Raw genomic sequence first — 25,200 nt, 5'->3', positions numbered from 1 at the left:
TGAGGTTAGCGGTGTTTTATCGGCCGAAGCCGGTGGACGAGGGGCGGCCGTTGCGGATGAGCGAGCGGCCGAGATAGTCGCGAATGCGCGCCTCCATGGCCTGCCACTGCGGCAAAAGTCTGCTCGAAAAACGGTAAAGCACGGAAAGATCCCGGCCGATGTGGATATCACGCTGGCAATCGGCGCTGGTCGATTGCGTTTCGTCGGCCGGAATCATGCAGCGCACCGCATAGCCGGTGCCGTCCGGCAGGGTGCCCGTGAAGAACACTTCGTCGCCGTAACCGGAGTTCTCCTTCAGGCGCCGCAGGGTGAGGCCGGCAGGGCCGGGCCCGGGCTCGTCGCCGAAAAGGTGGCTGTAGATCGGCTCCAGCCGGCCGGACATGTCCTTCGACATGGTGCTCTGCGAAAGATTGAGGAAAACCAGGCCTTCCGGCCGGCTGGCATCGTTGAACCGGCTGCGCTGCGCATTGGAATAGCCCTGCATTTCCGGCCAGGTGAGGTAAAGGTCGACCCGTTCGGTGCGCCCGGTCTGGCGCTGCTCCTCGAAGCGGATCGTGTTGGCGGGAAGCCGGATCTGGTCCTGACCGATGACCACGTCGACGAGCTCGGCGCTTTCCGTATGCCCCGCCTGCGCGATGCGCTCGCCGAGCATGCGGCCGGCGACGCTGATCGCCACCGTCAGGCTCGCCAGCACGGCGACGCCGATCGTCAGGCGCGTCAGCAGGCGATGGGAGATGAGGGGGGCGTGTTCGTCGTTGCCGGTCGTTGCCGCTGTCATCTCTTCCACCCTCGATGGCCCGGTCTGACTCGGCTTTCCCGGTGCTTCGACCCTGTGCGGAGCCTCTGCGAACAGGGTTAATTTTTGGTTGAGATCGGGCGGTCGAGAAAGGGCCGGCGCGTCATGCCCTGCGAGGGCCGCGGGGCCGGTCCTGCAAGATTTCCCGACTTGTTGCTGACGCATTCTGCTCCTAGAATCGCGTCTGCACCCGACAGCAATCATGCCGGCTGGATGCGGAACAGGGGAGGCAGCCATGGACGTGCTTCGAGACCCCGCGCATATCGGCATATTCGAGCCGCAGGACCTCGTCGTCCTGCAGCGTGTCTTCACCCGATTGGCGGCAACAAACACTCCCGGCCTCGACGAGGCCCGCGCGCGGTCGCTCGCCCGGTCGATCATCACGCTCTATCGACACGGCGTACGCGACCCGGAGCAACTCTTCGACGTGCTGCAGGTTCCGGCCTCGTGACGTTGAAGACGGCGATGAAAGCGCCTTGCGCTTAACCATCCGGAAACCATGAATCATGGAAGCTCGCCACGGGGCTTCCATCCGTTCGCAATTTTGCCATCTTATTGGCATGATTAACGGACTGTTATTTACTGAGTGGCATTGACGGCCGGCTTGCAGGGGCAAGGCAGTTGGCTGGCACACCGTCGGGGACAATAGCGGCGTGGGACATAAAAACTTCGAGAAGAACGCGACCCGGTTCGGCAAGGGCCTGAGGTTGCTCACTATTCCTCTGGTCTGCGCGGGCCTTGCCGCCTGTGCGACGACGACGCCGGCGCCGAAGAAGAAGGTGCGCAGCAAGGAATTCTTCGCCGAGTCCGAATATGGCGTGAAGGCGAGCCCGCGCGTCGTCGAGGAAGGGCAGGCCGTGCCGAAGGGCGGCGGCCGCTACCAGGTCGGCAAGGCCTACCAGGTTCGCGGCAAGTGGTATCAGCCGAAGGAGGAGCCGGGCTACAACAAGACCGGTCTTGCCTCCTGGTATGGTTCCGCCTTCCATGGCCGCAGGACGGCGAACGGCGAAGTCTACGACAAGTACCATCTTTCCGCCGCCCATCCGACCTTTCCGCTGCCGAGCTATGCGCGCGTGACCAACATGGAGAACGGTACGTCCGTCGTGGTGCGCGTCAACGACCGCGGCCCGTTCCACGAAGGCCGCGTGATCGACGTTTCCTCCAAGACCGCCGACCTCCTCGACATGAAGCGCACCGGCACGGCCAAGGTGCGCGTGCAATATGTCGGCAAGGCGCCGCTCGAGGGCAACGACATGCCCTATCTCATGGCCTCCTACGTCACCAAGGGCTCGCGCGTTCCGGCGGTCGATCCGGGCGGGCAGATCGCCACGGGCGTCATGGTGGCCTCGGCCGACAACAGCGCGCTGCCGGGCGTCGGCCAGGGCGAGGGCGTGCTGACCGTGCCGGCCGAGAGCACGATGACGGCGCTCGCCAAGACCACGCCGGCAAGCGAGGCCTTCCAGGCGATGGAACAGTTCGTCATGCTGCCGGAGATCGGTCCGCTGCCGATCGAGCGGCCGAACGTCGTGCCGCAGCTTTCCGCCGATCCGAGCTATGCCGCCGCCTATGCGGACGAGCGCGTGCGGGATGCCGCCGGCGCCTTCGATGCCATCCTGACGATCGACGGCAGGCTGACGCCGCTCTCGGCGCTGGCCGGCAACGCGGGCTGATCGCCGATCGCCCGCGTTCCCGAAGCCGTTTGCGCCATGCGGGCGGCTGTGGGAGTGTGACGACATCCGGAGTCGCCATGCATCGCCGCCTTTTCGCCGCCCTTATCCTCCTGCTGTCCGTCGCAAGCCTTGCGTTCGCCCAGTCGGCCGCGCCGCAGGTCGGTTTCGACGTCAAGGCGAAGCAGGTCTACCTCATCGAGGCGGAAACCGGCACGGTGCTGTTCGCACGCGCCGAAGACGAGGCGGTGCCGGCCGCCTCGCTCGCCAAGCTGATGACCATGGCGAGCGTCTTCAAGGCGCTCGCAAGCGGCGAGACGACGCTCGACACGACCTATCCCGTCACCGAATATGCCTGGCGCACCGGCGGGGCGCCGTCGCGCACCTCCACCATGTTCGCCGCCCTGAAATCGACGCCGCGCGTGGAAGACCTCATCCGCGGCGTCACGGTGCAGTTCGCCAACGATGCCTGCATCGTCCTCGCCGAAGGCCTTGCCGGCTCGGAGACGGCCTTTGCCGAGCGGATGACGGCGGACGCGCGGGCGCTCGGGCTCGAGAAATCGAGCTTCGCCAACGCGACCGGCCTGCCGAACCCCGGCAACACGGTGACGATGCGCGAGATGGTGGCGCTCGCACGGCACCTCCAGACGCGCTATCCGCAGCACATGCGCTACTATCTCGAGCCGGAATTCGAGTGGAACAAGATCAAGCAGCGCAACCGCAATCCGCTCTTGGCGCTCAATATCGGCGTCACCGGCTTCGTCACCGGGTTTTCGGAGGAGGGCGGCTACTCCATCGTCGCGGCGGTCAACCGGGACGGCAAGCACCTCGTGCTCGCCATGGGCGGCATGGAGAGCGACAAGGCGCGTATCGACGAATCCCGCCGCATCATCGAATGGGCGCTCTCCTCCTTCGAACGCCGCACGCTGTTCAAGGAGGGCGAAGCGATCGCCGATGCGAGCGTCTATGGCGGCGATGCCTCGACGGTGCCGCTGGTCGCGGGCGAGCAGGTCGACGTGTTCCTGCCGAAGGACAATTCGCAGCGCCTCGTCGCGCGCGTCGTCTACAACTGGCCGGTGCGCGCGCCGGTGACGCCGGGGCAGGCGGTCGGCATGCTGAAGATCTGGAACGACAAGCAGCTTCTGCGCGAGGTGCCGGTGGAGACGGCGGGAAGCGTGGGCGTCGGCACGCTGCGCGCCCGCGCGCTCGATGCGCTGATCGAACTGTTCTTCTTCTGGATCTGACGGGGTGGAGCAGGGCGAAAAGCGTTTCGCCGGCCGGAAACATGGGTTAGTAGTGTCCCGAGTCATCCCGGCCCTGCCGGATATCGCGCGTAAAAACGGAAACAGGATTTGTCGGCCGCACCGGGTTTGTTTGTCACGTTCGAGGGCGGCGAGGGCGCCGGAAAGTCGACGCAGATCCGGCTTCTGGCCGACGCGTTGCGCGCGCGCGGCCTCACCGTGCTGATGACGCGCGAGCCGGGCGGCTCCAAGGGCGCGGAGGCGGTGCGCCACGTCCTCCTCTCGGGCGCCGCCGAACCCTATGGCATCCGCATGGAGGCGATGCTCTTCGCCGCCGCGCGCAGCGACCATGTCGAGGAGGTCATCCGTCCGGCGCTGGCCGCCGGCACGGTCGTGCTGTGCGATCGCTTCATGGATTCCTCGCGCGTCTACCAGGGCATCACCGGCAATCTCGAACAGCCCTTCCTCGAGGCGCTGGAGCGCGTTGCCGTCAACGGCGTCGTGCCCGATTGCACGATCATCTTCGACCTGCCCGCCGCCATCGGCCTGGAGCGCGCCCGCAAGCGCGGCGCGGGCGAGAGCGAGGCGCCCGACCGCTTCGAGAAGGAAGAGCTGGAGACCCACGAAAAGCGCCGCGAGGCCTTTCTCGACATCGCCGAGCGTGAGCCGCTGCGCTGCCGCGTGGTGGATGCGACGCAGGCCCAGGATGCCATCGCCGCAGAGGTGCTCGCTCTCGTCGAGCCGCTGCTGCCCATCACCGCCCACGGCCGGCTGGATCCGGAGCACGTCTCGTGAGCGAGGAGCGGCCCGGTATTCTCGACGGCGCGGTGCATCCCGCCGAACAGACGAAACTCTTCGGCCATGCCGAGGCGGAGGCTTTCCTCGCGCGCTCCTATCGCTCCGGCAAGGGGCATCACGCCATCCTGATCGAGGGGCCGAACGGCATCGGCAAGGCGACGCTCGCCTTCCGCTTCGCCAACCACGTTCTCCACCATCCGGAACCCGCCGAGGCGCCGGAGACGATCGCCGATCCGTCGCCCGCCTCGCCGGTCACCCGGCAGCTTGCCGCCGGCGCCTCGCACAATCTCCTGCATCTCACCCGCCCGGTGGACGAGAAGACCGGCAAGGTGAAGGCCTTCATCACGGTCGACGAGGTGCGCAAGGCCGGAAAATTCCTGGCGCAGACATCGGGCACCGGCAACTGGCGCATCGTCATCATCGATCCCGCCGACGACCTCAACCGCAACGCCGCCAACGCCATCCTGAAGATCCTGGAAGAGCCGCCGAAGCGCTCGCTCTTCCTCGTGCTCACGCACGCTCCCGGTAAACTCCTGCCGACCATCCGCTCGCGCTGCCTGCCGCTGGCGCTGTCGCCGCTGTCGCAGGACGATCTCGCCGCCGCCCTCGGCAGCCTCGGCGCATCGCCCGCTGGCCCGCGGGCAGGGGAGGTGCTTGCCGCCGCCCATGGCAGCGTCTCCGAAGCGCTGAAGCTCACCAATTACGGCGGCTTCGACATCGTGGAGGCCTTCCGCACCATCGTCGAGGCGCCGGCCGAGCCGCCGCGCCGCGACGTGCACAAGCTCGCCGACGTGCTTTCGGCGAAGGACAGCGACACGGTCTTCTCCTTCTTCTGCCAGCATGCCACCGATTTCGTGACGGATGCAGCCCGCAACGCCGCCCTTTCCGGTGACCTGGCCCGCGCCGACCGCCTCGCCCACCTCTCCTCGCAGCTCGGCGAGCGCATCGCCATAGCGCAAGGCTACAATCTCGATCGCAAGCAGACGATCATCACCGTGCTCGACGACATCCGCGCCGCGCTTTAAGCGAACTTGCTGTTTCCCTTGCCGCCCGCATGGTCTAATACCTTGCGGCATTGCACAACCGAAGACAGAACGCTGCCATGACCGATACGTCCCGTTTCTATATCACGACCGCCATTTCCTATCCGAACGGCAAGCCGCATATCGGCCATGCCTACGAGCTGATCGCGACGGATGCCATGGCGCGCTACCAGCGGCTGGACGGGCGCGACGTGTTCTTCCTGACCGGCACGGACGAGCATGGCCAGAAGATGCAGCAGACGGCGCGCAAGGAAGGCATTTCTCCGCGCGATCTTGCCGATCGGAATTCGAAAGAATTCAAGGATATGGCCGTTCTTCTTAATGCGTCGAACGATGACTTCATCCGTACGACGGAAGAGCGCCACTACGAGGCCTGCGCCGAGATCTGGCGCCGCATGGCCGCCAATGGCGACATCTACAAGGGCGGTTATGCCGGCTGGTATTCCGTGCGCGACGAGGCCTATTACCAGGAAAACGAGACGGAGACGCGCGACGACGGCGTGCGCTACGGCCCGCAGGGCACGCCCGTCGAATGGGTGGAGGAGGAGAGCTACTTCTTTCGCCTTTCCGCCTACCAGGACAGGCTGCTGAAGCATTACGAGGACAATCCGGACTTCATCGGCCCGGCCGAGCGCCGCAACGAGGTGATCTCCTTCGTCAAGTCCGGCCTCAAGGACCTGTCGGTCTCGCGCACCACCTTCGACTGGGGCATTCCGGTTCCGGACGACCCGGCGCATGTCATGTATGTCTGGGTCGACGCGCTGACCAACTACGTCACCGCGACCGGCTATCTCACCGATCCCGAGGGGCCGCGCGCCAAATACTGGCCGGCGAACATCCACATCATCGGTAAGGACATCATCCGCTTCCACGCCGTCTACTGGCCGGCCTTCCTCATGTCTGCCGGCCTGCCGCTGCCGGGCCGCGTCTTCGCCCACGGCTTCCTGCTCAACAAGGGCGAGAAGATGTCGAAGTCGCTCGGCAACGTGGTCGACCCGGTCAACCTCGTCAACCATTTCGGCCTCGACCCGATCCGCTACTTCTTCCTGCGCGAGGTCTCCTTCGGCCAGGACGGAAGCTATAGCGAGGAGGGCATCGCGACCCGCATCAACTCGGACCTCGCCAACGGCATCGGCAACCTCGCCAGCCGCTCGCTGTCGATGATCGTCAAGAACTGCGACGGCAAGGTGCCGGAGTGCGGCGACCTTTCCGACGCAGACCGCGCCATGCTCGCCTCCGTCGATGCGCTGCACGCCATCACCCGCGAGGAGATGGGCAGGCAGCAGATCCACAAGGCGCTGGCCGCGATCATCGCCGTCGTCTCCGAGGCCGACCGCTATTTCGCCGGCGAAGCGCCCTGGGCGCTGAAGAAGACCGACCCTGTCCGCATGGGCACCGTGCTTTATGTGACGGCGGAAGTCGTGCGGCAGATCGCAATCCTGCTTCAGCCCTTCATGCCGAAATCCGGCCGCAAGCTGCTCGATCTCGTCGCCGCGCCCGTCGAAAAGCGCGATTTCGCGGCGCTCGGCGAAGCCGGCCGCCTCGTCAGCGGCACGCCGCTGGAAGCGCCCACCCCGGTCTTCCCGCGTTACGTCGCGCCCGAGGCGTAAATGCTGATCGATACCCATTGCCATCTGGATTTCCCCGACTTCGAAGCGGAGCGCGACGCTATCGTCGCGCGGGCGCACGCGGCCGGGGTGACGCAGATGATCACCATCTCGACGCGGGTGAAGAAATTCCCCGCGATCCTGGCGATCGCGGAAAAATACCCGTCCGTCTTCTGCTCGGTCGGCACCCATCCGCACAATGCGGACGAGGAGCTCGACATTCCGGTCTCGGAGCTGGTCGAACTCTCGAAGCACCCGCGCGTCGTGGCGATCGGCGAGGCGGGGCTCGACTATTTCTACGACAATGCACCGCGCGAGGCCCAGGCCATCGGCCTTCGCAACCACATCGCCGCCGCGCGGGAAACCGGCCTGCCGCTGGTCATCCACAGCCGCTCGGCAGACGAGGACATGGCGGCGATCCTGACCGAGGAAACGGGGAAGGGGGCCTTTCCCTTCCTGCTGCATTGCTTCTCCTCCGGCCCGGAGCTTGCCCGCACCGGCGTGGCGCTCGGCGGCTACGTCTCCTTCTCCGGCATCCTGACCTTCCCGAAATCGGAAGAGCTGCGCGAGATCGCGAAAACCGTGCCGCCGGAGCGCATGCTGGTCGAGACCGACGCACCCTACCTCGCGCCGAAACCCTATCGGGGAAAACGCAACGAGCCGGCCTATGTGGCGCACACCGCCGCCGTGCTGGCGGAGACCGTCGGCGTCAGCGAGGACGATATCGCCCGCATCACCACCGAAAACGCCTTCCGCATCTTCTCGAAGATGCCGCGGGTGTAACCGTGGCCACGACACGGCGCTTCACCATCCTCGGCTGCGGCTCCTCGCCCGGCGTGCCGCGCATCACCGGCGACTGGGGCGCCTGCGATCCTGCCAATCCGAAGAACCGCCGCAGCCGCGCCGCCTTCCTCGTCGAGCAGGTCGGCCCGGGAGGCAGGACCACCGTCGTCATCGATACGGGGCCGGACTTCCGCATGCAGATGATCGCCGCGGGCGTGGAAGGCATCGACGCGGTGCTCTACACGCACGCCCATGCCGACCATATCCACGGCATCGACGATATCCGCGGCTTCGTGCTGCAGAACCACAAGCAGGTGCCGATCTGGGCCGATCCGGTGACGATGGAGCGCATCCGCGAGGGGTTCGGCTACTGCCTGAAGACGCCGCCGGGCAGCATGTATCCGCCCATCGTGACGGAAAACCTGATCGAGCCGATGGATGCGCCGTTGACGATCGGCGGGCGAGGGGGCGCGATCACCTTCCAGCCCCTCCTCCAGGTGCACGGCTCCATCCATTCGCTCGGCTTCCGCATCGGCAATGTCGCTTACTGCAGCGATATCAGCGACTTCCCGGACGAGACGGTCGCGCGGCTCGAGGGTCTCGACGTGCTGATCGTCGATGCCCTGCAATACCGCTACCATTCCAGCCACCTGTCGCTCAGCCAGGCGCTGGAATGGATCGAGCGGCTGAAACCGGCACGCGCCATCCTGACCCATATGCACGTGCCGCTCGATTACGACACGGTGCAAGGGGAAACGCCGGACCATGTGGAACCGGCGTTTGACGGGCTCAGCTTCGAGATCGAACTTCCGGACGATCAGGCGAAATAGGGTTTCAGGTTGTTACGGATCCGCTCCAGCACCGTCGCGCCCGAAAGGTCGGGCACGAAGGTCTTGCCGGTGATCTGCTCGTAGGCCTGGATATAGACCTTCGAGGTCTGCTCGACGAGCGCGCGCGGGATTTCCGGGATCGGGTCCTTGTAGGGATCGCAGCGCTCGGTGACCCAGGCGCGCACGAAATCCTTATCGAAGCTCGCCGGGCGGCCACCCGTGGCGAAACTCTGCTCGTAGCTGTCGGCGATCCAGTAGCGGCTCGAATCCGGCGTGTGGATCTCGTCGGCCAGCACGATGCGGCCGTCCTTGTCCGTGCCGAACTCGTATTTGGTATCGACGAGGATCAGCCCGCGTTCGGCCGCACGGGCCTGTCCGCGCGCAAAGAGCGCCAGCGCATAGCGCGACACCGTTTCCCATTGCGCGGGCGTCAGCAGGCCTTGCTCAAGGATTTCCGCGCCGGAGAGCGGTTCGTCGTGACCGCCGTCGAAGGCCTTGCTGGTCGGCGTGATGATCGGCTCGGGCAGCTTCTCGTTGTCCTTCAGGCCATCCGGCAGCGTGATGCCGTACATTTCGCGCTCGCCCTTGCGGTATTTCGTCAGGATCGAGGTGCTGGTCGTGCCGGCGAGATAGCCGCGCACGACGATCTCGACCGGCAGGATGTCGAGCCGCGTGCCGATGACGACGTTCGGGTCCGGATAGGAAATGACGTGGTTCGGGCAGATGTCGGCGGTTTCCTCGAACCAGTAGCGCGCCGTCTGGGTGAGAACCTGGCCCTTGAAGGGAATGGCGGTGAGGATGACGTCGAAGGCGCTGAGACGGTCCGTCGCGATGATGACGCGGCTGCCGTCCGCAAGGTCGTAGTTTTCGCGGACCTTGCCGTTGTAGCGGTTCGGCAGTTCCGGGATATGGGCGTCGGAGAGAATGCGCAAATCGCTCATCGTGGCGGGCTTTCGCTGTTGGTTTCGTCTGCCGTTTCGCTTAAGGCCACGGGTGGTGAAGGGTCAAGGCGGAAACCGGATTTCCAGAGGGTTTGGGTCCTTGCGGGCAATAGTTAGTTCCATAATCTATCTTATGTGACTTATGGATACGGGAAGATACGCCCCCCTACGGGCTATGGCACGCCCATGAATTCAATGCCTTCGCATTAAAACGTCGTCCCGCGATGCCAGGCGCGTCTCGCCTGCGCCGATTACCGCCACTTTCGTTCACGCGATATCGACGGTCCCGAACAATTCGTAGTAGAATATCCCGAATCCCGGCCAGCGGCTTTCCCGATCGAAGCCGACGTCCATTCCCCAGATCGCCACATCTTCCAGCCTCCGCCACGATCCCGATGCCCGACATCCCTGTGCTTGAAACCGACCGTCTCGTCCTGCGCGGCTTTCGCCCGGACGATCTCGATGCCATGACCGCGATGTGGACGATGCCCGAAGTCGTGCGCTACATCGGCGGCGTGCCGCTGTCTCGCGAACAGTCTTGGATCCGCCTGCTGCGCCATATCGGCATGTGGAGCGTCATGAACTTCGGCTTCTGGGCGGTCACGGACAAGGCGTCCGGCCAGCTCATCGGCGAAGCCGGCTTCCATGAGATGCGCCGCGAGATGACGCCCAGCATCGAAGACACGCTGGAAGCCGGCTGGGGCCTGCTCCCGGGCTTCCATGGCCGCGGCTATGCCAGCGAGGCGCTGGATGCGATGCTGCCCTGGGCGGAGGCGAACCACGGCGGCCTGCCTGTGACCTGCATCATCGACCCTGCAAACACGGCCTCCATCCGGCTTGCCGAGCGACACGGGTTCTACGAATTCGCCCGCTCGATCTATCAGGGAAGCGACATCGTCGTCTTCCGGAAGGCATAGGCATTCGCGCCGCCAGCCGCCGCGCGGCCATGGAACACCCCGATATATCACAAACAAGTGATATTAAATTCATACTTTATATTTATTCAGCAAATTTCTGTTTTATAACGAAATTCATGAATAGTTTCCCCGGCAACCAGTGCACCCTTCTGCATGGCGGTTCTTTTCAGGCGTCCATGCTATTCTAGCTTCGTCCGAAAAGGAGTGTGCGCCATGAAAATGCTTGCCGCCGTGTTCCTTTGCGTTTCGCTGTTCCCACTCTCCAATGCCCGGGCGGAAGAACCCGTCGATACCGTACAGGGTATCATCCAAAGCCAGATAACCGCCTTCCTGAACGACGATGCGAAGACCGCCTATTCCTTCGCCTCGCCGACCATCCGCGGGAAGTTTCCAACCGAGGACGCCTTCTTCGACATGGTGAAGAAGGGTTACGCGCCGGTCTACCGCCCGGGCAATTTCGCCTTCGGCCGCTTCAAGGTCGCGGATGACACGGTGGTGCAGGAGGTGCTGATCTCAGGGCAGGACGGCAAGGACTGGACGGCGCTCTACCAGGTCGTGAAGCAGCCGGACGGCAGCTACAAGATCAACGGCGTGCACATGGTGCGCACCGCGCCGGGGCCGCAGATCTGAGCAATCCAAGCGCGGAACACGCCCTCAGAGAGGGGCGAGATCGCCCCTCGCCCAGTTCTCCTGCGTCTCCACCATGAAATCGGCAAAACGCCCCTCCTCGATCGCCTTGCGGATGCCGGCCATCAGGTCCTGGTAGTAGGAGAGGTTGTTCCAGGTGAGCAGCATGCCGCCGAGGGATTCGTTGGCGCGGATGAGGTGGTGCAGATAGGCGCGCGAATAGGCGCGCGCCGCCGGGCACGTCGATTCCTCGTCGAGCGGGCGCATGTCCTCGGCGTGGCGCGCATTGCGCAGGTTGATGCGGCCGCGGCGGGTGAAGGCGAGGCCATGGCGGCCGGAGCGGGTCGGCATCACGCAATCGAACATGTCGATGCCGCGGGCGACGGATTTCAACATGTCGTCCGGCGTGCCGACGCCCATCAGGTAGCGCGGCTTCTCGGTCGGCATGTGCGGCACGGTCGTGTCGATCATGTCGAGCATGACCTCCTGCGGCTCGCCGACGGCAAGGCCGCCGATGGCGTAGCCCTTGAGGTTCAACTCGGCGAGCGCCTGCGCGGAGCGGACGCGCAGGTGCGGGATGTCGCCGCCCTGCACGATGCCGAACATCGCCTTGCCCGGCTGGTCGCCGAAGGCGGTCTTGCAGCGCTCGGCCCAGCGCAGCGACATCTCCATGGCGCGCTCGATTTCCTTCGGCGAGGCCGGCAGCGCCACGCATTCGTCGAGCTGCATCTGGATGTCGCTGTCGAGCAGGCCCTGGATCTCGATCGAGCGCTCCGGCGACATGTGGTGCAAAGCGCCGTCGACATGGCTCTTGAAGGTGACGCCCTGTTCGTCGAGCTTGCGCAGGCCGGACAGCGACATGACCTGGAAGCCGCCCGAATCGGTGAGGATCGGGTGCGGCCAGCGGATGAGCTCGTGCAGGCCGCCGAGGCGCGCGACGCGCTCCGGGCCGGGGCGCAGCATCAGGTGATAGGTGTTGCCGAGGATGATGTCGGCGCCGAGCTCGCGCACCTGGTCGAGATACATCGCCTTGACGGTGCCCACCGTGCCGACCGGCATGAAGGCCGGCGTGCGGATTACGCCGCGCGGCATGGAGACCTCGCCGCGGCGCGCCTTGCCGTCGGTCGCAAGCAGTTTGAACTGGAAGGTTTCGGTCATCGGTCGTTCCGGAAAAGCAGGCTGGAGTCGCCGTAGGAATAGAAGCGGTAGCCGCCAGCGATCGCATGGGCATAGGCGCCGCGCATCGTCTCCAGGCCCGAAAAGGCGGAGACCAGCATGAAGAGCGTCGATTTCGGCAGATGGAAATTGGTCATCAGCATGTCGGCCGTGCGGAAGCGGTAGCCGGGCGTAATGAAGATACCCGTCGCGCCGGACCAGGGCTTGATCGTGCCGTCTTCGTCAGCTGCGCTTTCGAGGAGGCGCAGCGAGGTGGTGCCGACGGAGACGATGCGCCCGCCCCTCGCCCTGACGGCGTTGAGCGCGGCGGCCGTCCCCGCGGAGACATGGCCGATCTCCTCGTGCATGACGTGGTCGGTCGTGTCGTCGGCCTTCACGGGCAGGAAGGTGCCGGCGCCGACATGCAGCGTCACGAAATGCCGCTCGACGCCGAGCGCGTCGAGTTTTTCGAAGAGGGCGTCGGTGAAGTGCAGGCCGGCCGTCGGCGCCGCGACGGCACCCTCCTCGCGCGCGTAGATCGTCTGGTAGTCGCGGCGGTCCGCCTCGTCATCCTCGCGCTTGGAGGCGATGTAGGGCGGCAGCGGGATATGGCCGACGGCGGCGATGGCGCGGTCGAGATCGGGACCGGAGGCGTCGAAATGCAGGGTGACCTCCCCGCCCTCGCCTTTCTCTTCGACGGTCGCCGAAAGCGCCTCCGCCGCGCCGAAGACGATGCGGTCGCCGCGCTTGATGCGCTTGCCGGGCCTCGCAAAAGCCTTCCAGCGGTCGCCGGCGATGCGCATGTGCAGCGTCGCGGACACCTTCTGGCCGCCGGCGCCCGTGCGATGGCGGATGCCCTCGAGCTGGGCGGGGATGACGCGTGTGTCGTTGAAGACCAGCGCATCACCGGCGCGCAGCAGCGACGGCAGGTCGCCGACGGTGCGGTCCGCGTAGGGCGTCTCCTGCCCCGGGCGCACGACGAGCAGCCTCGCCGCCTCGCGTGGGCTCACCGGGCGCAGCGCGATGTTGTCTTCCGGAAGATCGAAATCGAAGAGGTCGACGCGCATGCCGGGCCTCAGTACAAGCGGATCAGCAGCGCGCCGACGACGAGCAGCAAGGCCCCCGCGATACGGCCGAGGGAAATCTCGCGCACGGCCATGCCGAGAAAGCCGATCCGGTCGAGCAGGATGCCGGCCATGAGCTGGCCGGAAACGGCGAAGGCCATGACGGCGGCGGCGCCGATGCGCGGCGTCAGGAAGATGGCGGTCGTCACATAGACCGTGCCGAGCGCGCCGCCGGCAAAATAGAGCCAGGCATCCGCGCCGCGCCAGTCCGGTGCCCGGCCCTCGGCGGCGGCGGTGACGAGAACGACGAGGGCGAGGACGAGCGCGCCCGCGAAGAACGAGACGCAGGCGGCGGCGACCGGCATGCCGAGCCCGCGGCCGAGCAACGCATTGATGGGAGCCTGGATGGCGATGCACGCGCCCGCCGCAATGCCGAGCAGCGCCCAGAGGAAAGCAGCCATATCGACTTGTCTCTTGAAAAGCGCACAAAGAAAAACCGCGCCCGCCGGGGCGAGCGCGGTCGAAAACGAAAGGTTCTCTATCAGGCCGCCACGTCGGCGGCAACCTTCATCGAGACGATGGTGTCGGGATCGCGCACCGGCTCGCCGCGCTTGATCTTGTCGATGTTTTCCATGCCTTCGACGACCTGGCCCCAGACGGAATACTGCTTGTTGAGCCAGGGGGCGTCGGTAAAGCAGATGAAGAACTGCGAATTGGCCGAGTTCGGCATCTGGCTGCGGGCCATGGAGCAGGTGCCGCGCACATGGCTCATGTTGGAGAACTCGGCCTTGAGGTCCGGCTTTTCCGAGCCGCCCATGCCGGCGCGGGCCGGGTTGAAGTCCTTGCCGCCGGTCTTGCCGTACTGCACGTCGCCGGTCTGGGCCATGAAGTCCTCGATGACGCGGTGGAAGACGACGCCGTCATAGGCGCCCTCGCGCGTCAGTTCCTTGATACGCGCGACGTGGCCCGGCGCGAGATCCGGAAGCAGCTGGATGACCACCTTGCCCTTCGTGGTCTCCATGATGATGGTGTTTTCCGGATCCTTGATCTCGGCCATGGTCTTTCTCCTTCAAAGGCATGTTGCGCAAAAGGTGTGTCGCCGTTCCTTAATTGCAACAGGCGACACACCGAAAAGTGAATTACTTGCCGACGATGACCTTGATCATCCGGTCGGGATCGGTGACCGCGCCATTGCTGGCCTCGTCGCCGCGCTTGATCTTGTCGACGTTCTCCATGCCGGAAACGACCTTGCCGACGACCGTGTACTGGCCGTTCAGGAAGTCGCCCGGGGCGAACATGATGAAGAACTGCGAGTTGGCCGAGTTCGGATCCTGCGAACGGGCCATGCCGACCGTGCCGCGCTCGAAGGGCACATCGGAGAATTCCTGCGGCAGGTCCGGCTGGCTGGAGCCGCCCGTGCCGGCCGCGCCCGGCTGGAAGCCGTCTTCCATGTCGCCGAACTGCACGTCGCCGGTCTGCGCCATGAAGCCCTCGATCACGCGGTGGAAGGCGACATTGTCGTATTCGCCGGCGGCGGCGAGCGCCTTGATGCGCTCCACATGCTTGGGTGCGACCTTGTCGTTCAGCTCGACGACGACCGGGCCGTCCTTGAGCTGGATCGTGATGAACTCGGCCGCCTGGGCAACGACGGCGCTCGTGGTGGTCGCAAGGAACAGGGCTCCTGCAAAGGCGAAACGGAGGATGTTCATGATAGCTCCCTAAGGGGGTTCAGGATGATGGGCTCAGCCCGTCTTGCGGGCTTTCAGCGCCGTGAAGACGGGCGCCGGAACGAAGGCACTGACATCGCCGCCCATGGCCGCGATCTGGCGGACCAATGTGGCGGTAATGGGCCGCGAGGCGACGCCCGCCGGCAGGAAGACGGTCTGCACGTCCGGCGCCATCTGGCGGTTCATGCCGGCCATTTGCATTTCATAGTCGAGATCCGTGCCGTCGCGCAGGCCGCGGATCAAGAGGCGCGCGCCGTGCTCGCGCGCGGCATCGACGACGAGATTGGAAAAGGAAACGACGCTGACATCCCCTGCCCGCGCCGGCAACGCCTCGACGATCGATTGGCGGATGAGGTCCGCGCGCTCCTTAAAGGAGAACAGCGGCGTCTTGCCGGGATGGATGCCGATCGCGACGATGACCTTGGGCGCCACGTCCAGCGCCTGCACGAGCACGTCGATATGGCCGTTGGTGATCGGATCGAAAGAGCCAGGGTAGAAGGCAGCTGTCATCGGCGGGGTCCCGTTTGCCGCCTTTTGTCACGGACGGCCCCTTTCCGCAAGGGCGCGGCCTGTCGCAGCCCGCGCTGTCCCCTGCCAAGAACATGAACGCGGCATGAACGGGCCGTTCAAGACCATTTCAGGCAGGCCATGTCTAAATAGCAGCATCGGAGCCGGGAACAAAGGTCGCCCTCGCGCATTCTCCCGGCACAACACAGTGAAACAAGTAATGCGTTTCCTTAGGCTTGAAGGAACACGAAAATGGCCCTCGCTCTACTCTGCATGACCATGTTCATCGCCCTTACCGCCGCGACCATCCATGCGCTGCGGGAAGAGGATCGCCCGGCAACGCCGAAAATCGCCGCCCGCGGCAAGTGGCTGCGTTGAGCGGGATAGCACCATGGCCGCGCTCACCATCCTCTTCACGATCTTCATCAGCACCGTCTTCACCTTCGACTTCGCGCGCACGATCCTTGAACTGAAACGGGATCGCGCAGCCCTGAAGGCGGCCAAGCTGAAAACCCAAGCAGGCGGCTTCGGCGTCTGAGAACGCCCCCCTGCGGCACAGCGCCCCCGGCGCAGGATGCCGCAGCACGTATGCCGCCGTCAGAGCGGGTAGCCTTTCCTCCAGGCTGCCCGCACAATTGAAAAGCCGGACGGTCGTTCCCTGCCCGTCCGGCTTTTCCGTTTCAAGAAGACGGGCCCTTTCCGGTGACTGCCGGAAAGGCCCCGTCTTGTTTCGATTGCGAAGGCCGGACCGTTTCCGGCCTATTCCTCGGCGGGCGGTGCTGCATCCCCGGCGTCGATCTCGCCTTCGATGCCGTTGCCGTCCGCCTCGTCCTCGCCTTCCGGCTCGCTGATGCGCTCGACCGAGACGACCTTCTCGTCCTTGGCGGTGGAGAAGATGGTGACGCCCTTCGTTGCGCGGCTGGCGATGCGGATGCCGTCGACCGGCACGCGGATCAGCTGGCCGCCATCGGAGACGAGCATGAGCTGGTCCTTGTCCTCGACCGGGAAGGCGGCGACGAGTTCGCCGATCTCGCTGGTCTTCGAGGTGTCGGTGGCGCGGATGCCCTTGCCGCCGCGGCCGGAGGTGCGGAAGTCGTAGGAGGACGACCGCTTGCCGAAACCCTTCTGCGACACCGTCAGCACGAACTGCTCGCGGGACCTTAAGTCCTGGTAGCGCTCTTCGGACAGGTCGCCGACTTCGCCGACCTCCTCGCCGACCAGCGCGATGTCCTCCTCGTCGACGCCGCTGGCGCGGCGTTCCGCGGCGGAACGCTTCAGGTAGGCGGCGCGCTCCCACGGCTCGGCATCGACATGGCTGACGATCGTCATCGAGATGATGCGGTCGCCGCTGCCCAGCGAGATGCCGCGCACGCCGACCGAGTTGCGGCCGGCGAAGACGCGCACGTCATCGACCGGGAAGCGGATGCACTGGCCGAGCGCCGTCGTCAGCAGCACGTCGTCGTTTTCCGTGCAGGTCTCGACATTGAGGATCTCGTCGCCCTCTTCCTCCAGCTTCATCGCGATCTTGCCGTTGCGGTTGACCTGGACGAAGTCGGACAGCTTGTTGCGGCGCACCGTGCCGCGGGTCGTCGAGAACATGACGTCGAGGTTTTCCCACGTCGTCTCGTCCTCGGGCAGCGGCATGATGGTGGTGATGCGCTCGCCGGGGGTGAGCGGCAGCATGTTGATCAGCGCCTTGCCCTTTGACTGCGGCGTGCCGATCGGCAGGCGCCAGACCTTCTCCTTGTAGACGATGCCGCGCGAGGAGAAGAACAGGACCGGCGTGTGCGTGTTGGCGACGAAGAGGCGGGTCGCGAAATCCTCGTCCTTCATCGCCATGCCGGAGCGGCCCTTGCCGCCGCGGCGCTGCGCGCGGTAGGTGGCGAGCGGCACGCGCTTGACGTAACCGGCATGCGATACGGTGACGACCATGTCCTCGCGGGCGATGAGATCCTCGTCGTCCATGTCCGGGCCGCCCTCGGCGATCTCGGTGCGGCGCGGCGTGCCGAACTCCTCACGCACGGCGATGAGCTCTTCCTTGACGATGTTCATCATGCGCAGGCGCGAGGAGAGGATATCGAGGTAATCCTTGATCTCCTCGCCGATCTTGTTGAGTTCCTCGTCGATCTCGTCGCGGCCGAGGGCCGTGAGGCGGGCGAGGCGCAGCTCGAGGATCGCGCGGGCCTGCTCTTCGGAGAGATTGTAGGTCAGGTCCTCGTTGATGCGGTGGCGCGGGTCGTCGATGAGGCGGATCAGCGCGTCGACGTCCTTGGCCGGCCAGCGGCGCTCCATCAGCTGCTCGCGCGCCGTCTGCGGATCGGGCGCGCGGCGGATGAGGCTGATCACCTCGTCGATATTGGCGACGGCGATGGCGAGACCCACCAGGACATGGGCGCGGTCGCGCGCCTTGCGCAGGAGGTATTTCGTGCGGCGGCTGACGACCTCCTCGCGGAAGGCGACGAAGGCGCGCAGCATGTCGAGCAGCGTCATCTGCTCCGGCTTGCCGCCGTTCAGCGCCACCATGTTGCAGCCGAAGGAGGTCTGCAGCGGCGTGTAGCGGTAGAGCTGGTTCAGGATGACGTCGGCATTGGCGTCGCGCTTCAGCTCGATGACGACGCGGTAGCCCTGACGGTCGGATTCGTCGCGCAGGTCCGAGATGCCCTCGATGCGCTTTTCGCGCACCAGCTCGGCCATCTTCTCGATCATCGACGCCTTGTTCACCTGGAAGGGAACTTCCGTGACGATGATCTGCTCGCGGTCGCCGCGCATCGGCTCGATATGGGCGCGGCCGCGCATGATGACGGAGCCGCGGCCGGTCTCGTAGGCCTGGCGGATGCCGGCACGGCCGAGGATCAGCGCGCCGGTCGGGAAGTCCGGGCCGGGAATGTGCTGCATCAGCTCAAGAAGCTCGATTGCCGGATTGTCGATGAGCGCGATACAGCCGTTGATGACTTCGGAAAGGTTATGCGGCGGAATGTTCGTCGCCATGCCGACGGCGATGCCGCCTGCCCCGTTGACCAGCAGGTTCGGGAACTTTGCCGGCACGACGACCGGCTCGCTCATCGTGCCGTCGTAGTTGTCGCGGAAGTTGACCGTTTCCTTATCGAGGTCGTCGAGCAGGGAATGGGCGGCCTTTTCCAGGCGGCATTCCGTATAACGCTGGGCGGCCGGCGGGTCGCCGTCGATGGAACCGAAATTGCCCTGGCCGTCGATCAGCGGCAGGCGGAGCGACCAGTCCTGCGCCATGCGCGCCAGGGCGTCGTAGATCGCCGCGTCGCCATGCGGATGGTATTTACCCATCACGTCACCGGTGACGCGCGCCGACTTCACGTATTTCTTGTTCCAGTCGACGCCCATCTCGCTCATCGAGTAGAGGATGCGCCGGTGAACGGGCTTCAGGCCGTCGCGCACATCGGGCAATGCGCGGGACACGATCACGCTCATCGCGTAATCGAGATAGGACCGCTGCATTTCCTCGATGATGGAAATAGGCTCAATGCCGGGAGGGTTCTTGCCGCCGGGTGTCGATTGCTCTGTCAATTTCGGTCACGATCGTTGTTCAGAATCAGAAGGGAATTTTATAGCCTACCGGCGCTGGGAGCGCCAATTTCACGAGGGGTTTTGAACAGGCTTTTCCAAGTAAAATCCGCCAATTTGCGCATTTTCATGGCCGTGGCGGCGCGATGGTCCGGCCGCCCTTCCCTTGCGCGGCGCCCTCCCCTAACAATAGCCGGACAAGGCCGGGAAAAATCGGCCGCGCAACGGCGAGGGGAACGCCTGACATGCTCAACATCGATCTTCTGGTCAATGCGATCACGACCCTGCTCGTGACCATCGATCCGCCGGGCCTTGCGCCGATCTTCCTGGGGCTCACCGTCGGCATGACGCGCCCGCAGCGCACGCAGGTGGCGCTGCGCGGCTGCGTCATCGCCTTCTGCATCCTCGCCGTCTTCGCGCTGACGGGCGCGGGCGTGCTGTCGCTGCTCGGCATCTCCATCGGCGCCTTCCGCATCGCCGGCGGCCTGCTCCTGTTCTGGATCGCCTTCGAGATGATCTTCGAGCGCCGCAACGAGCGGAAGGAGAAGACCAGCGAGGTGGCGATCACCCGCGATCACATCCACAACATCGCCGTCTTCCCGCTCGCCCTGCCGCTGATCGCCGGCCCCGGCGCGATCTCCGCGACGATCCTCACCTCGGGCTCCTTCCCCTCCGCGCTCGAGCGCGGCGCCCTCATCGGCGTCATCGCGCTCTGCATCGCCATCCTGTTCCTGTCGCTGGTCATCGCCGAGCGCATCGACCGCTTCCTCGGCAAGACCGGCCGCGCGATCCTCACGCGCCTGCTTGGCGTCATCCTCGCCGCGCTGGCGGTGCAGTTCGTGGTGGACGGCGTGAAATCGGTGTTCATCGGCTGAGGGATGTCGTGCTCGCCCGCGGGCGATCGCACAGGGAACTCGACGTCGCCGCTCTTCCCTTCTCCCCCGAGGGGAAGAAGGGGATGGGGCGACGGTTTCCTTCCCAAGGCGATTGCCCTGGGCTCACCCGAGAGAAGCCTGCGAGGTTCTTGCAGGAGGAGGCACAATGCCTTTCCTCACAGACCACAGCCCGGCGCCTCGCACGGGGTTTCCGACGGTCAGGGGTTTTCTGCGAACCATTTTGCAATCGCCGGCATGTTCTCCTCGAAACCGCCGGGGAGGAACACGTTGAGCAGCCCGACGCGCTCGTTCGTTCGGTTCTCGAAGTCATGCATCACGGTCGCCGGAATGCGCACGAAACTGCCGGCCGGCGCCTCCAGCCAGTCCTCGCCGGCCAGGATGCTGGCGACACCGGCGATCACGTAAAAAAGTTCGACATTGTCCGCATGGGAATGGGCGCCCGGCCCGGCCGCGCCGGGCCCCAGCCACCATTCGGAGACGCTGTAGGCATTCCCGGTCTCGCCATGGTCCGCCTTGAAGACCGCGCTCATGCGGCCGAGCGGATAGCTGCGTCCCTCGCCCGGCCGCAGGAACAACACGTCTGCGGCCGTCTTTTCAAAGTCCATGACGCTTCCCTTCCCAGCATGCCTGCCCGTCGAAAGCGCCCGGCGAAGGCCGGCGCGGCGGCCGGCCTCGTCCCGCCGTCTCAGAACGGGATGTCGTCGTCCATGTCGCGCGAGAGCGAGCCGCTCGAACGGCTGCTGCCGCCGCCGCCCGAAGCCGGGCGCGAGCCGTAATCGTCATAGTTCGGCGCCGCGCCGAAATCGCCGCCGCCGCGGCGCTCGCCGCCGCCTTCCCCGCGGCCGTCGAGCATGGTCAGCGTCGAGTTGAAGCCCTGCAGCACGACTTCCGTCGTGTAGCGGTCGTTGCCGGTCTGGTCCTGCCACTTGCGGGTCTGCAGCGCGCCCTCGATGTAGAGTTTCGCGCCTTTCTTGACGTATTGCTCGACGACCTTGCACAGGCCTTCGTTGAAGACCACGACATTGTGCCATTCGGTCTTCTCGCGGCGTTCGCCGCTGTTGCGGTCACGCCAGGTCTCGGAGGTGGCGATGCGCAGGTTGGCGATCGGCCGACCGTCCTGCGTACGCCGGATTTCCGGGTCCGCCCCGACATTGCCGATCAAGATCACCTTGTTGACGCTTCCAGCCATACCCGTACTTCCCGTTGTCGCGCCGGGCGAAGACTGCCCGGCATCATTTTCACTACACGAATGCGGCATCTTATCGGCTGGCGATCGCCGGCGCCGCCCCGCAAGAGTGGTAATCCACAGATCAATTGCAGATTTTTGTTCTTTTTTTGTTCTAATAAATGCCTATACTCTTGTCAACCGAATCGGAAACGGGCACGGAATTCTCTGACCGCGCATGGACACGCCCCGTCTCATCCCTACATAGGGGCCAGATCCGAAACTGATGCGCAACGACTCCTGACGCTGGACACCATGAGCGAACTCAAGACCATTTCCATCCGCGGCGCGCGCGAACACAATCTCAAGGGCATCGACCTCGACCTGCCCCGCAACAAACTGATCGTCATGACCGGGCTTTCGGGCTCGGGCAAGTCGTCGCTCGCCTTCGACACGATCTATGCCGAGGGCCAGCGGCGCTATGTCGAGAGCCTTTCGGCCTATGCGCGCCAGTTCCTGGAGATGATGCAGAAGCCGGACGTCGACCAGATCGACGGCCTGTCGCCGGCCATCTCCATCGAACAGAAGACGACCTCGAAGAACCCGCGCTCGACCGTCGGCACGGTGACCGAGATCTACGACTACATGCGCCTGCTCTTCGCGCGCGTCGGCGTGCCCTATTCGCCGGCGACGGGCCTGCCGATCGAGAGCCAGACGGTCAGCCAGATGGTCGACCGCGTCATCGATTTCGGCGAGGGAACGCGCCTCTACATCCTCGCGCCCGTCGTGCGCGGCCGCAAGGGCGAGTACAAGAAGGAACTCGCCGAGCTGATGAAGAAGGGGTTCCAGCGCGTCAAGGTCGACGGCCAGTTCTACGAGATCGCCGACGTGCCGGCGCTCGACAAGAAGTACAAGCACGACATCGATGTGGTGGTCGACCGCGTCGTCGTGCGCCCGGACCTCGCCTCGCGCCTTGCGGACAGCCTCGAAACCTGCCTGAAGCTCGCCGACGGGCTGGCGATCGCCGAATTCGCCGACAAGCCGCTGCCCGTCGAGGAAACGGCGGCCGGCGGCTCGGCCAACAAGTCGCTGAACGAGACGCACGAACGCGTGCTGTTCTCGGAAAAGTTCGCCTGCCCGGTCTCCGGCTTCACGATCCCCGAAATCGAGCCGCGCCTTTTCTCGTTCAACAACCCGTTCGGCGCCTGCCCGACCTGCGACGGCCTCGGCAGCCAGCAGAAGATCGACCCGGACCTCATCGTGCCCGAGGCGGAGCGCACGCTGCGCGACGGCGCCATCGCGCCCTGGGCCAAATCCTCCTCGCCCTATTACAACCAGACGCTGGAAGCGCTCGGCGCCGCCTATGGCTTCAAGCTCTCCAACCGCTGGTCGGAGCTTTCGGAGGACGCGCAGAATGCCATCCTGCACGGCACCAAGGAAAAGATCGAGTTCAACTACAAGGACGGCGCGCGCTCCTACAAGACGGTGAAGACCTTCGAGGGCATCGTGCCGAACCTCGAACGGCGCTGGAAGGAAACCGATTCCGCCTGGTCGCGCGAGGAGATCGAGCGTTACATGTCGGCCGCCCCCTGCCCGGCCTGCAACGGTTTTCGCCTGAAGCCGGAGGCGCTGGCGGTGAAGATCGACAAGCTGCATATCGGCGAGGCGACGGCCATGTCGATCCGCGTCGCGCGCGACTGGTTCGAGACCCTGCCGGAGCGCCTCAACGCCAAGCAGAACGAGATCGCCGTCCGCATCCTCAAGGAGATTCGTGAGCGCCTGCGCTTCCTCAACGATGTCGGCCTCGAATATCTTTCGCTCTCGCGCAATTCCGGCACGCTGTCGGGCGGCGAGAGCCAGCGCATCCGCCTCGCCTCGCAGATCGGCTCCGGCCTGACGGGCGTGCTCTACGTGCTGGACGAGCCCTCCATCGGCCTGCACCAGCGCGACAATGCGCGCCTGCTCGACACGCTCCGACACCTGCGCGACATCGGCAACACCGTCATCGTCGTCGAGCATGACGAGGACGCGATCCTGACGGCGGACTACGTGGTCGATATCGGCCCCGCCGCCGGCATCCATGGCGGTGAGGTGATCGCGCAGGGCACGCCCGGAGAGGTGATCGCCAACCCGGCGTCGCTGACGGGCAAGTATCTTTCCGGCGAGCTTTCGGTGGCCATTCCCGGCGAACGCCGCAAGCCGAAGAAAAAGAAGGAAATCAAGGTCGTCGGCGCGAAAGCGAACAATCTGAAGAATGTCACGGCGTCGATCCCGCTCGGCGTCTTCACGGCGGTCACGGGCGTTTCCGGCGGCGGCAAGTCGACCTTCCTCATCGAGACGCTCTACAAGTCGGCCGCACGCCGCATCATGGGCGCGCGCGAAATCCCGGCCGAGCACGAGCGCATCGACGGTTTCGAATATATCGACAAGGTCATCGACATCGACCAGTCGCCGATCGGCCGCACGCCGCGCTCGAACCCGGCGACCTATACCGGCGCCTTCACGCCGATCCGCGACTGGTTCGCCGGCCTGCCGGAGGCCAAGGCCCGCGGCTACCAGCCCGGCCGCTTCTCGTTCAACGTCAAGGGCGGCCGCTGCGAAGCCTGCCAGGGCGACGGCGTCATCAAGATCGAGATGCACTTCCTGCCGGACGTCTACGTCACCTGCGACGTCTGCCACGGCAAGCGCTACAACCGCGAGACGCTCGACGTCACCTTCAAGGGCAAGTCGATCGCCGACGTGCTGGACATGACGGTGGAGGAAGGCGTCGAGTTCTTCGCCGCCGTGCCGGCGGTGCGCGACAAGCTGACGACGCTGAACCAGGTCGGCCTCGGCTATATCAAGGTCGGCCAGCAGGCGAACACGCTGTCGGGCGGCGAGGCGCAGCGCGTCAAGCTCGCCAAGGAACTGTCGAAGCGCTCGACCGGCCGCACGCTCTACATCCTCGACGAGCCAACGACGGGCCTGCACTTCCACGACGTGGCGAAGCTGCTCGAAGTGCTGCACGAACTGGTCAACCAGGGCAATTCGGTCGTCGTCATCGAGCACAATCTGGAGGTCATCAAGACCGCCGACTGGATCATCGACTTCGGCCCGGAAGGCGGCGATGGCGGCGGCGAGGTGATCGCCGAGGGCACGCCGGAGGACGTGGTGAAGGTGGAGCGCTCCTATACCGGCCATTTCCTCCGTGAATTGCTGGAACGCCGGCCGATGAAGAAGGTCGCGGCGGAGTAACCCCATGATCCTGATCGGCCAGTACGATTCGTCCTTTGTGCGCCGCGTGGGCATTGCGCTGCGGCTCTACGGCCTTCCCTTCGAGCATCGGCCCTGGTCGGTGTTCGGCGAAGGCGACAAGGTGCAGGCGGTCAACCCGCTGATGCGGGTGCCGACGCTGGTGCTGGACGATGGCGACGTCGTGGCCGACAGCCCCTCGATCCTCGATCATCTCGACGGCCTCGTGCCGCCGGAACAGCGGCTCCTGCCACAGGCAGAGCCCGCGCGGCGGCAGGCGCTGAAGGTGATGGCCTTCGCGACCGGCCTTGCGGACAAGGGCGTCAGCCTGTTCTACGAGCTGCACCTGCACGAGACGCCTTCGGCCTTTTTCGTCGAGCGCTGCCGCTTGCAGATTTCAACCGTCCTTGCCGCACTGGAAGCGGAGCGGGCCGCGCGGCCCGGACCATATTGGTTTGGCCGCATTACCCATGCGGATATCGCGGTCGCCTGCGCCTGGCGGCATGTCGGCGAGGCCCATCCCGGCCTCATCGATCCTGCCGCCTACCCCGCGCTTGCAGCCCATTGCGCCGGCATGGAGGCACTGCCGGTGTTCCAGGACATTTCCCAGCCTTTCATCGCGCCCGCCTGAGAGGCGTGCCGCCACCTGTCTGTCGAGGAGAACTGAC

Annotated in this window: 26 protein-coding genes; 15 read left to right on the top strand and 11 right to left on the bottom strand. The window is 65.3% G+C overall.

Annotated elements, in window-relative coordinates; translation table 11 throughout:
• Window positions 1–16: 16 nt before the first annotated feature.
• Entirely contained in the window at window positions 17–778 is a 762-nt protein-coding gene (locus AABQ55_RS14045; RefSeq protein WP_272805438.1) for a hypothetical protein, read from the bottom strand.
• 253 nt (window positions 779–1,031) lie between these two features.
• Between AABQ55_RS14045 and AABQ55_RS14040 the strand changes: the two genes are divergently transcribed.
• The 8 genes from AABQ55_RS14040 (at window position 1,032) to AABQ55_RS14005 (ending at window position 8,765) form a co-directional block, all read left to right on the top strand.
• Window positions 1,032–1,247, top strand: a complete 216-nt coding sequence (locus AABQ55_RS14040; protein WP_244765509.1) for a hypothetical protein — start codon at window positions 1,032–1,034, stop codon at window positions 1,245–1,247.
• A 202-nt stretch (window positions 1,248–1,449) separates the two neighbouring features.
• Window positions 1,450–2,466, top strand: a complete 1,017-nt coding sequence (locus AABQ55_RS14035; RefSeq protein ID WP_272805437.1) for a septal ring lytic transglycosylase RlpA family protein — start codon at window positions 1,450–1,452, stop codon at window positions 2,464–2,466.
• Window positions 2,467–2,543: 77 nt separating this feature from the next.
• Entirely contained in the window at window positions 2,544–3,707 is a 1,164-nt protein-coding gene (locus tag AABQ55_RS14030) for a D-alanyl-D-alanine carboxypeptidase family protein (RefSeq protein ID WP_272805436.1), read from the top strand.
• A gap of 108 nt (window positions 3,708–3,815) precedes the next feature.
• Window positions 3,816–4,499: a dTMP kinase gene (tmk, locus tag AABQ55_RS14025; RefSeq protein ID WP_272805435.1), complete on the top strand. Its 684-nt coding sequence runs from the start codon at window positions 3,816–3,818 to the stop codon at window positions 4,497–4,499.
• Window positions 4,496–5,527 carry a DNA polymerase III subunit delta' gene (locus AABQ55_RS14020; RefSeq protein ID WP_272805434.1) on the top strand — a complete coding sequence of 344 codons (1,032 nt, stop codon included), beginning with the start codon at window positions 4,496–4,498 and terminating at the stop codon, window positions 5,525–5,527. Before tmk ends, AABQ55_RS14020 begins: the two co-directional genes overlap by 4 nt.
• Window positions 5,528–5,604: 77 nt before the next feature.
• A complete protein-coding gene (metG, locus tag AABQ55_RS14015) occupies window positions 5,605–7,155 on the top strand; it encodes a methionine--tRNA ligase (protein WP_272805433.1) in 1,551 nt (516 codons plus the stop codon).
• Entirely contained in the window at window positions 7,156–7,935 is a 780-nt protein-coding gene (locus AABQ55_RS14010; RefSeq protein WP_272805432.1) for a TatD family hydrolase, read from the top strand.
• A 2-nt stretch (window positions 7,936–7,937) separates the two neighbouring features.
• Window positions 7,938–8,765, top strand: a complete 828-nt coding sequence (locus AABQ55_RS14005) for an MBL fold metallo-hydrolase (protein WP_272805431.1) — start codon at window positions 7,938–7,940, stop codon at window positions 8,763–8,765.
• Here the strand turns inward: AABQ55_RS14005 and AABQ55_RS14000 are convergent.
• Window positions 8,753–9,697, bottom strand: coding sequence for a phosphoribosylaminoimidazolesuccinocarboxamide synthase (locus tag AABQ55_RS14000; RefSeq protein ID WP_272807459.1), 945 nt, complete (start codon window positions 9,695–9,697; stop codon window positions 8,753–8,755). The two genes, AABQ55_RS14005 and AABQ55_RS14000, sit on opposite strands and share 13 nt — an antisense overlap.
• A 404-nt stretch (window positions 9,698–10,101) precedes the next feature.
• Here AABQ55_RS14000 and AABQ55_RS13995 point away from each other — a divergent pair, with 404 nt between their 5' ends.
• Both AABQ55_RS13995 and AABQ55_RS13990 read left to right on the top strand, forming a co-directional pair.
• The gene (locus AABQ55_RS13995; protein ID WP_272805430.1) at window positions 10,102–10,623 is read left to right on the top strand and encodes a GNAT family N-acetyltransferase; all 522 of its coding nucleotides are present in this window, start codon (window positions 10,102–10,104) and stop codon (window positions 10,621–10,623) included.
• Between the two features lie 213 nt (window positions 10,624–10,836).
• Window positions 10,837–11,253 carry a DUF4864 domain-containing protein gene (locus tag AABQ55_RS13990; protein ID WP_272805429.1) on the top strand — a complete coding sequence of 139 codons (417 nt, stop codon included), beginning with the start codon at window positions 10,837–10,839 and terminating at the stop codon, window positions 11,251–11,253.
• A 24-nt stretch (window positions 11,254–11,277) separates the two neighbouring features.
• Here the strand turns inward: AABQ55_RS13990 and tgt are convergent, their stop codons facing one another.
• From tgt to coaD, 6 genes are all read right to left on the bottom strand, one after another.
• Window positions 11,278–12,408 (bottom strand): tRNA guanosine(34) transglycosylase Tgt, encoded by a 1,131-nt coding sequence (gene tgt, locus AABQ55_RS13985; protein WP_272805428.1) that lies wholly within the window; start codon window positions 12,406–12,408, stop codon window positions 11,278–11,280.
• Complete coding sequence (gene queA / locus AABQ55_RS13980; RefSeq protein ID WP_272805427.1) at window positions 12,405–13,472, bottom strand: tRNA preQ1(34) S-adenosylmethionine ribosyltransferase-isomerase QueA; 1,068 nt, start codon at window positions 13,470–13,472, stop codon at window positions 12,405–12,407. The genes tgt and queA overlap by 4 nt, the downstream gene beginning before the upstream one ends.
• An 8-nt stretch (window positions 13,473–13,480) precedes the next feature.
• The gene (locus AABQ55_RS13975; protein WP_272805426.1) at window positions 13,481–13,930 is read right to left on the bottom strand and encodes a DMT family transporter; all 450 of its coding nucleotides are present in this window, start codon (window positions 13,928–13,930) and stop codon (window positions 13,481–13,483) included.
• Between the two features lie 80 nt (window positions 13,931–14,010).
• Complete coding sequence (locus AABQ55_RS13970; RefSeq protein WP_064330060.1) at window positions 14,011–14,526, bottom strand: peptidylprolyl isomerase; 516 nt, start codon at window positions 14,524–14,526, stop codon at window positions 14,011–14,013.
• Window positions 14,527–14,608: 82 nt separating this feature from the next.
• A complete protein-coding gene (locus AABQ55_RS13965; protein WP_272805425.1) occupies window positions 14,609–15,178 on the bottom strand; it encodes a peptidylprolyl isomerase in 570 nt (189 codons plus the stop codon).
• 33 nt (window positions 15,179–15,211) lie between these two features.
• Window positions 15,212–15,706 carry a pantetheine-phosphate adenylyltransferase gene (coaD, locus tag AABQ55_RS13960; protein ID WP_272805424.1) on the bottom strand — a complete coding sequence of 165 codons (495 nt, stop codon included), beginning with the start codon at window positions 15,704–15,706 and terminating at the stop codon, window positions 15,212–15,214.
• A 249-nt stretch (window positions 15,707–15,955) separates the two neighbouring features.
• Between coaD and AABQ55_RS13955 the strand changes: the two genes are divergently transcribed.
• Together AABQ55_RS13955 and AABQ55_RS13950 are read left to right on the top strand one after the other, a co-directional pair.
• A complete protein-coding gene (locus tag AABQ55_RS13955) occupies window positions 15,956–16,081 on the top strand; it encodes a hypothetical protein (protein WP_256388514.1) in 126 nt (41 codons plus the stop codon).
• A gap of 13 nt (window positions 16,082–16,094) precedes the next feature.
• Window positions 16,095–16,241 (top strand): hypothetical protein, encoded by a 147-nt coding sequence (locus tag AABQ55_RS13950; protein ID WP_244765526.1) that lies wholly within the window; start codon window positions 16,095–16,097, stop codon window positions 16,239–16,241.
• A 221-nt stretch (window positions 16,242–16,462) separates the two neighbouring features.
• On the opposite strand, the gene gyrA is transcribed toward AABQ55_RS13950, so the two are convergent.
• Window positions 16,463–19,243, bottom strand: coding sequence for a DNA gyrase subunit A (gene gyrA, locus AABQ55_RS13945; protein WP_272805423.1), 2,781 nt, complete (start codon window positions 19,241–19,243; stop codon window positions 16,463–16,465).
• 242 nt (window positions 19,244–19,485) lie between these two features.
• Between gyrA and AABQ55_RS13940 the strand changes: the two genes are divergently transcribed.
• Window positions 19,486–20,115 carry a MarC family protein gene (locus tag AABQ55_RS13940; RefSeq protein WP_244765528.1) on the top strand — a complete coding sequence of 210 codons (630 nt, stop codon included), beginning with the start codon at window positions 19,486–19,488 and terminating at the stop codon, window positions 20,113–20,115.
• Between the two features lie 218 nt (window positions 20,116–20,333).
• On the opposite strand, the gene AABQ55_RS13935 is transcribed toward AABQ55_RS13940, so the two are convergent.
• Both AABQ55_RS13935 and AABQ55_RS13930 read right to left on the bottom strand, forming a co-directional pair.
• Entirely contained in the window at window positions 20,334–20,741 is a 408-nt protein-coding gene (locus tag AABQ55_RS13935) for a cupin domain-containing protein (protein WP_272805422.1), read from the bottom strand.
• 80 nt (window positions 20,742–20,821) lie between these two features.
• The gene (locus tag AABQ55_RS13930) at window positions 20,822–21,325 is read right to left on the bottom strand and encodes a single-stranded DNA-binding protein (RefSeq protein ID WP_244765530.1); all 504 of its coding nucleotides are present in this window, start codon (window positions 21,323–21,325) and stop codon (window positions 20,822–20,824) included.
• A gap of 291 nt (window positions 21,326–21,616) precedes the next feature.
• Between AABQ55_RS13930 and uvrA the strand changes: the two genes are divergently transcribed.
• On the top strand, window positions 21,617–24,535 hold the full coding sequence (gene uvrA / locus AABQ55_RS13925; RefSeq protein WP_272805421.1) for an excinuclease ABC subunit UvrA: 2,919 nt from the start codon (window positions 21,617–21,619) through the stop codon (window positions 24,533–24,535).
• Between the two features lie 4 nt (window positions 24,536–24,539).
• The gene (locus AABQ55_RS13920) at window positions 24,540–25,163 is read left to right on the top strand and encodes a glutathione S-transferase family protein (protein ID WP_272805420.1); all 624 of its coding nucleotides are present in this window, start codon (window positions 24,540–24,542) and stop codon (window positions 25,161–25,163) included.
• Window positions 25,164–25,200 lie beyond the last annotated feature (37 nt).

The sequence above is a fragment of the Shinella sp. WSD5-1 genome, assembly GCF_963942435.1.
GTDB classification, from domain to species: Bacteria; Pseudomonadota; Alphaproteobacteria; order Rhizobiales; family Rhizobiaceae; genus Shinella; species Shinella yambaruensis.
This window is presented reverse-complemented; position numbering and strand designations above follow the sequence as displayed.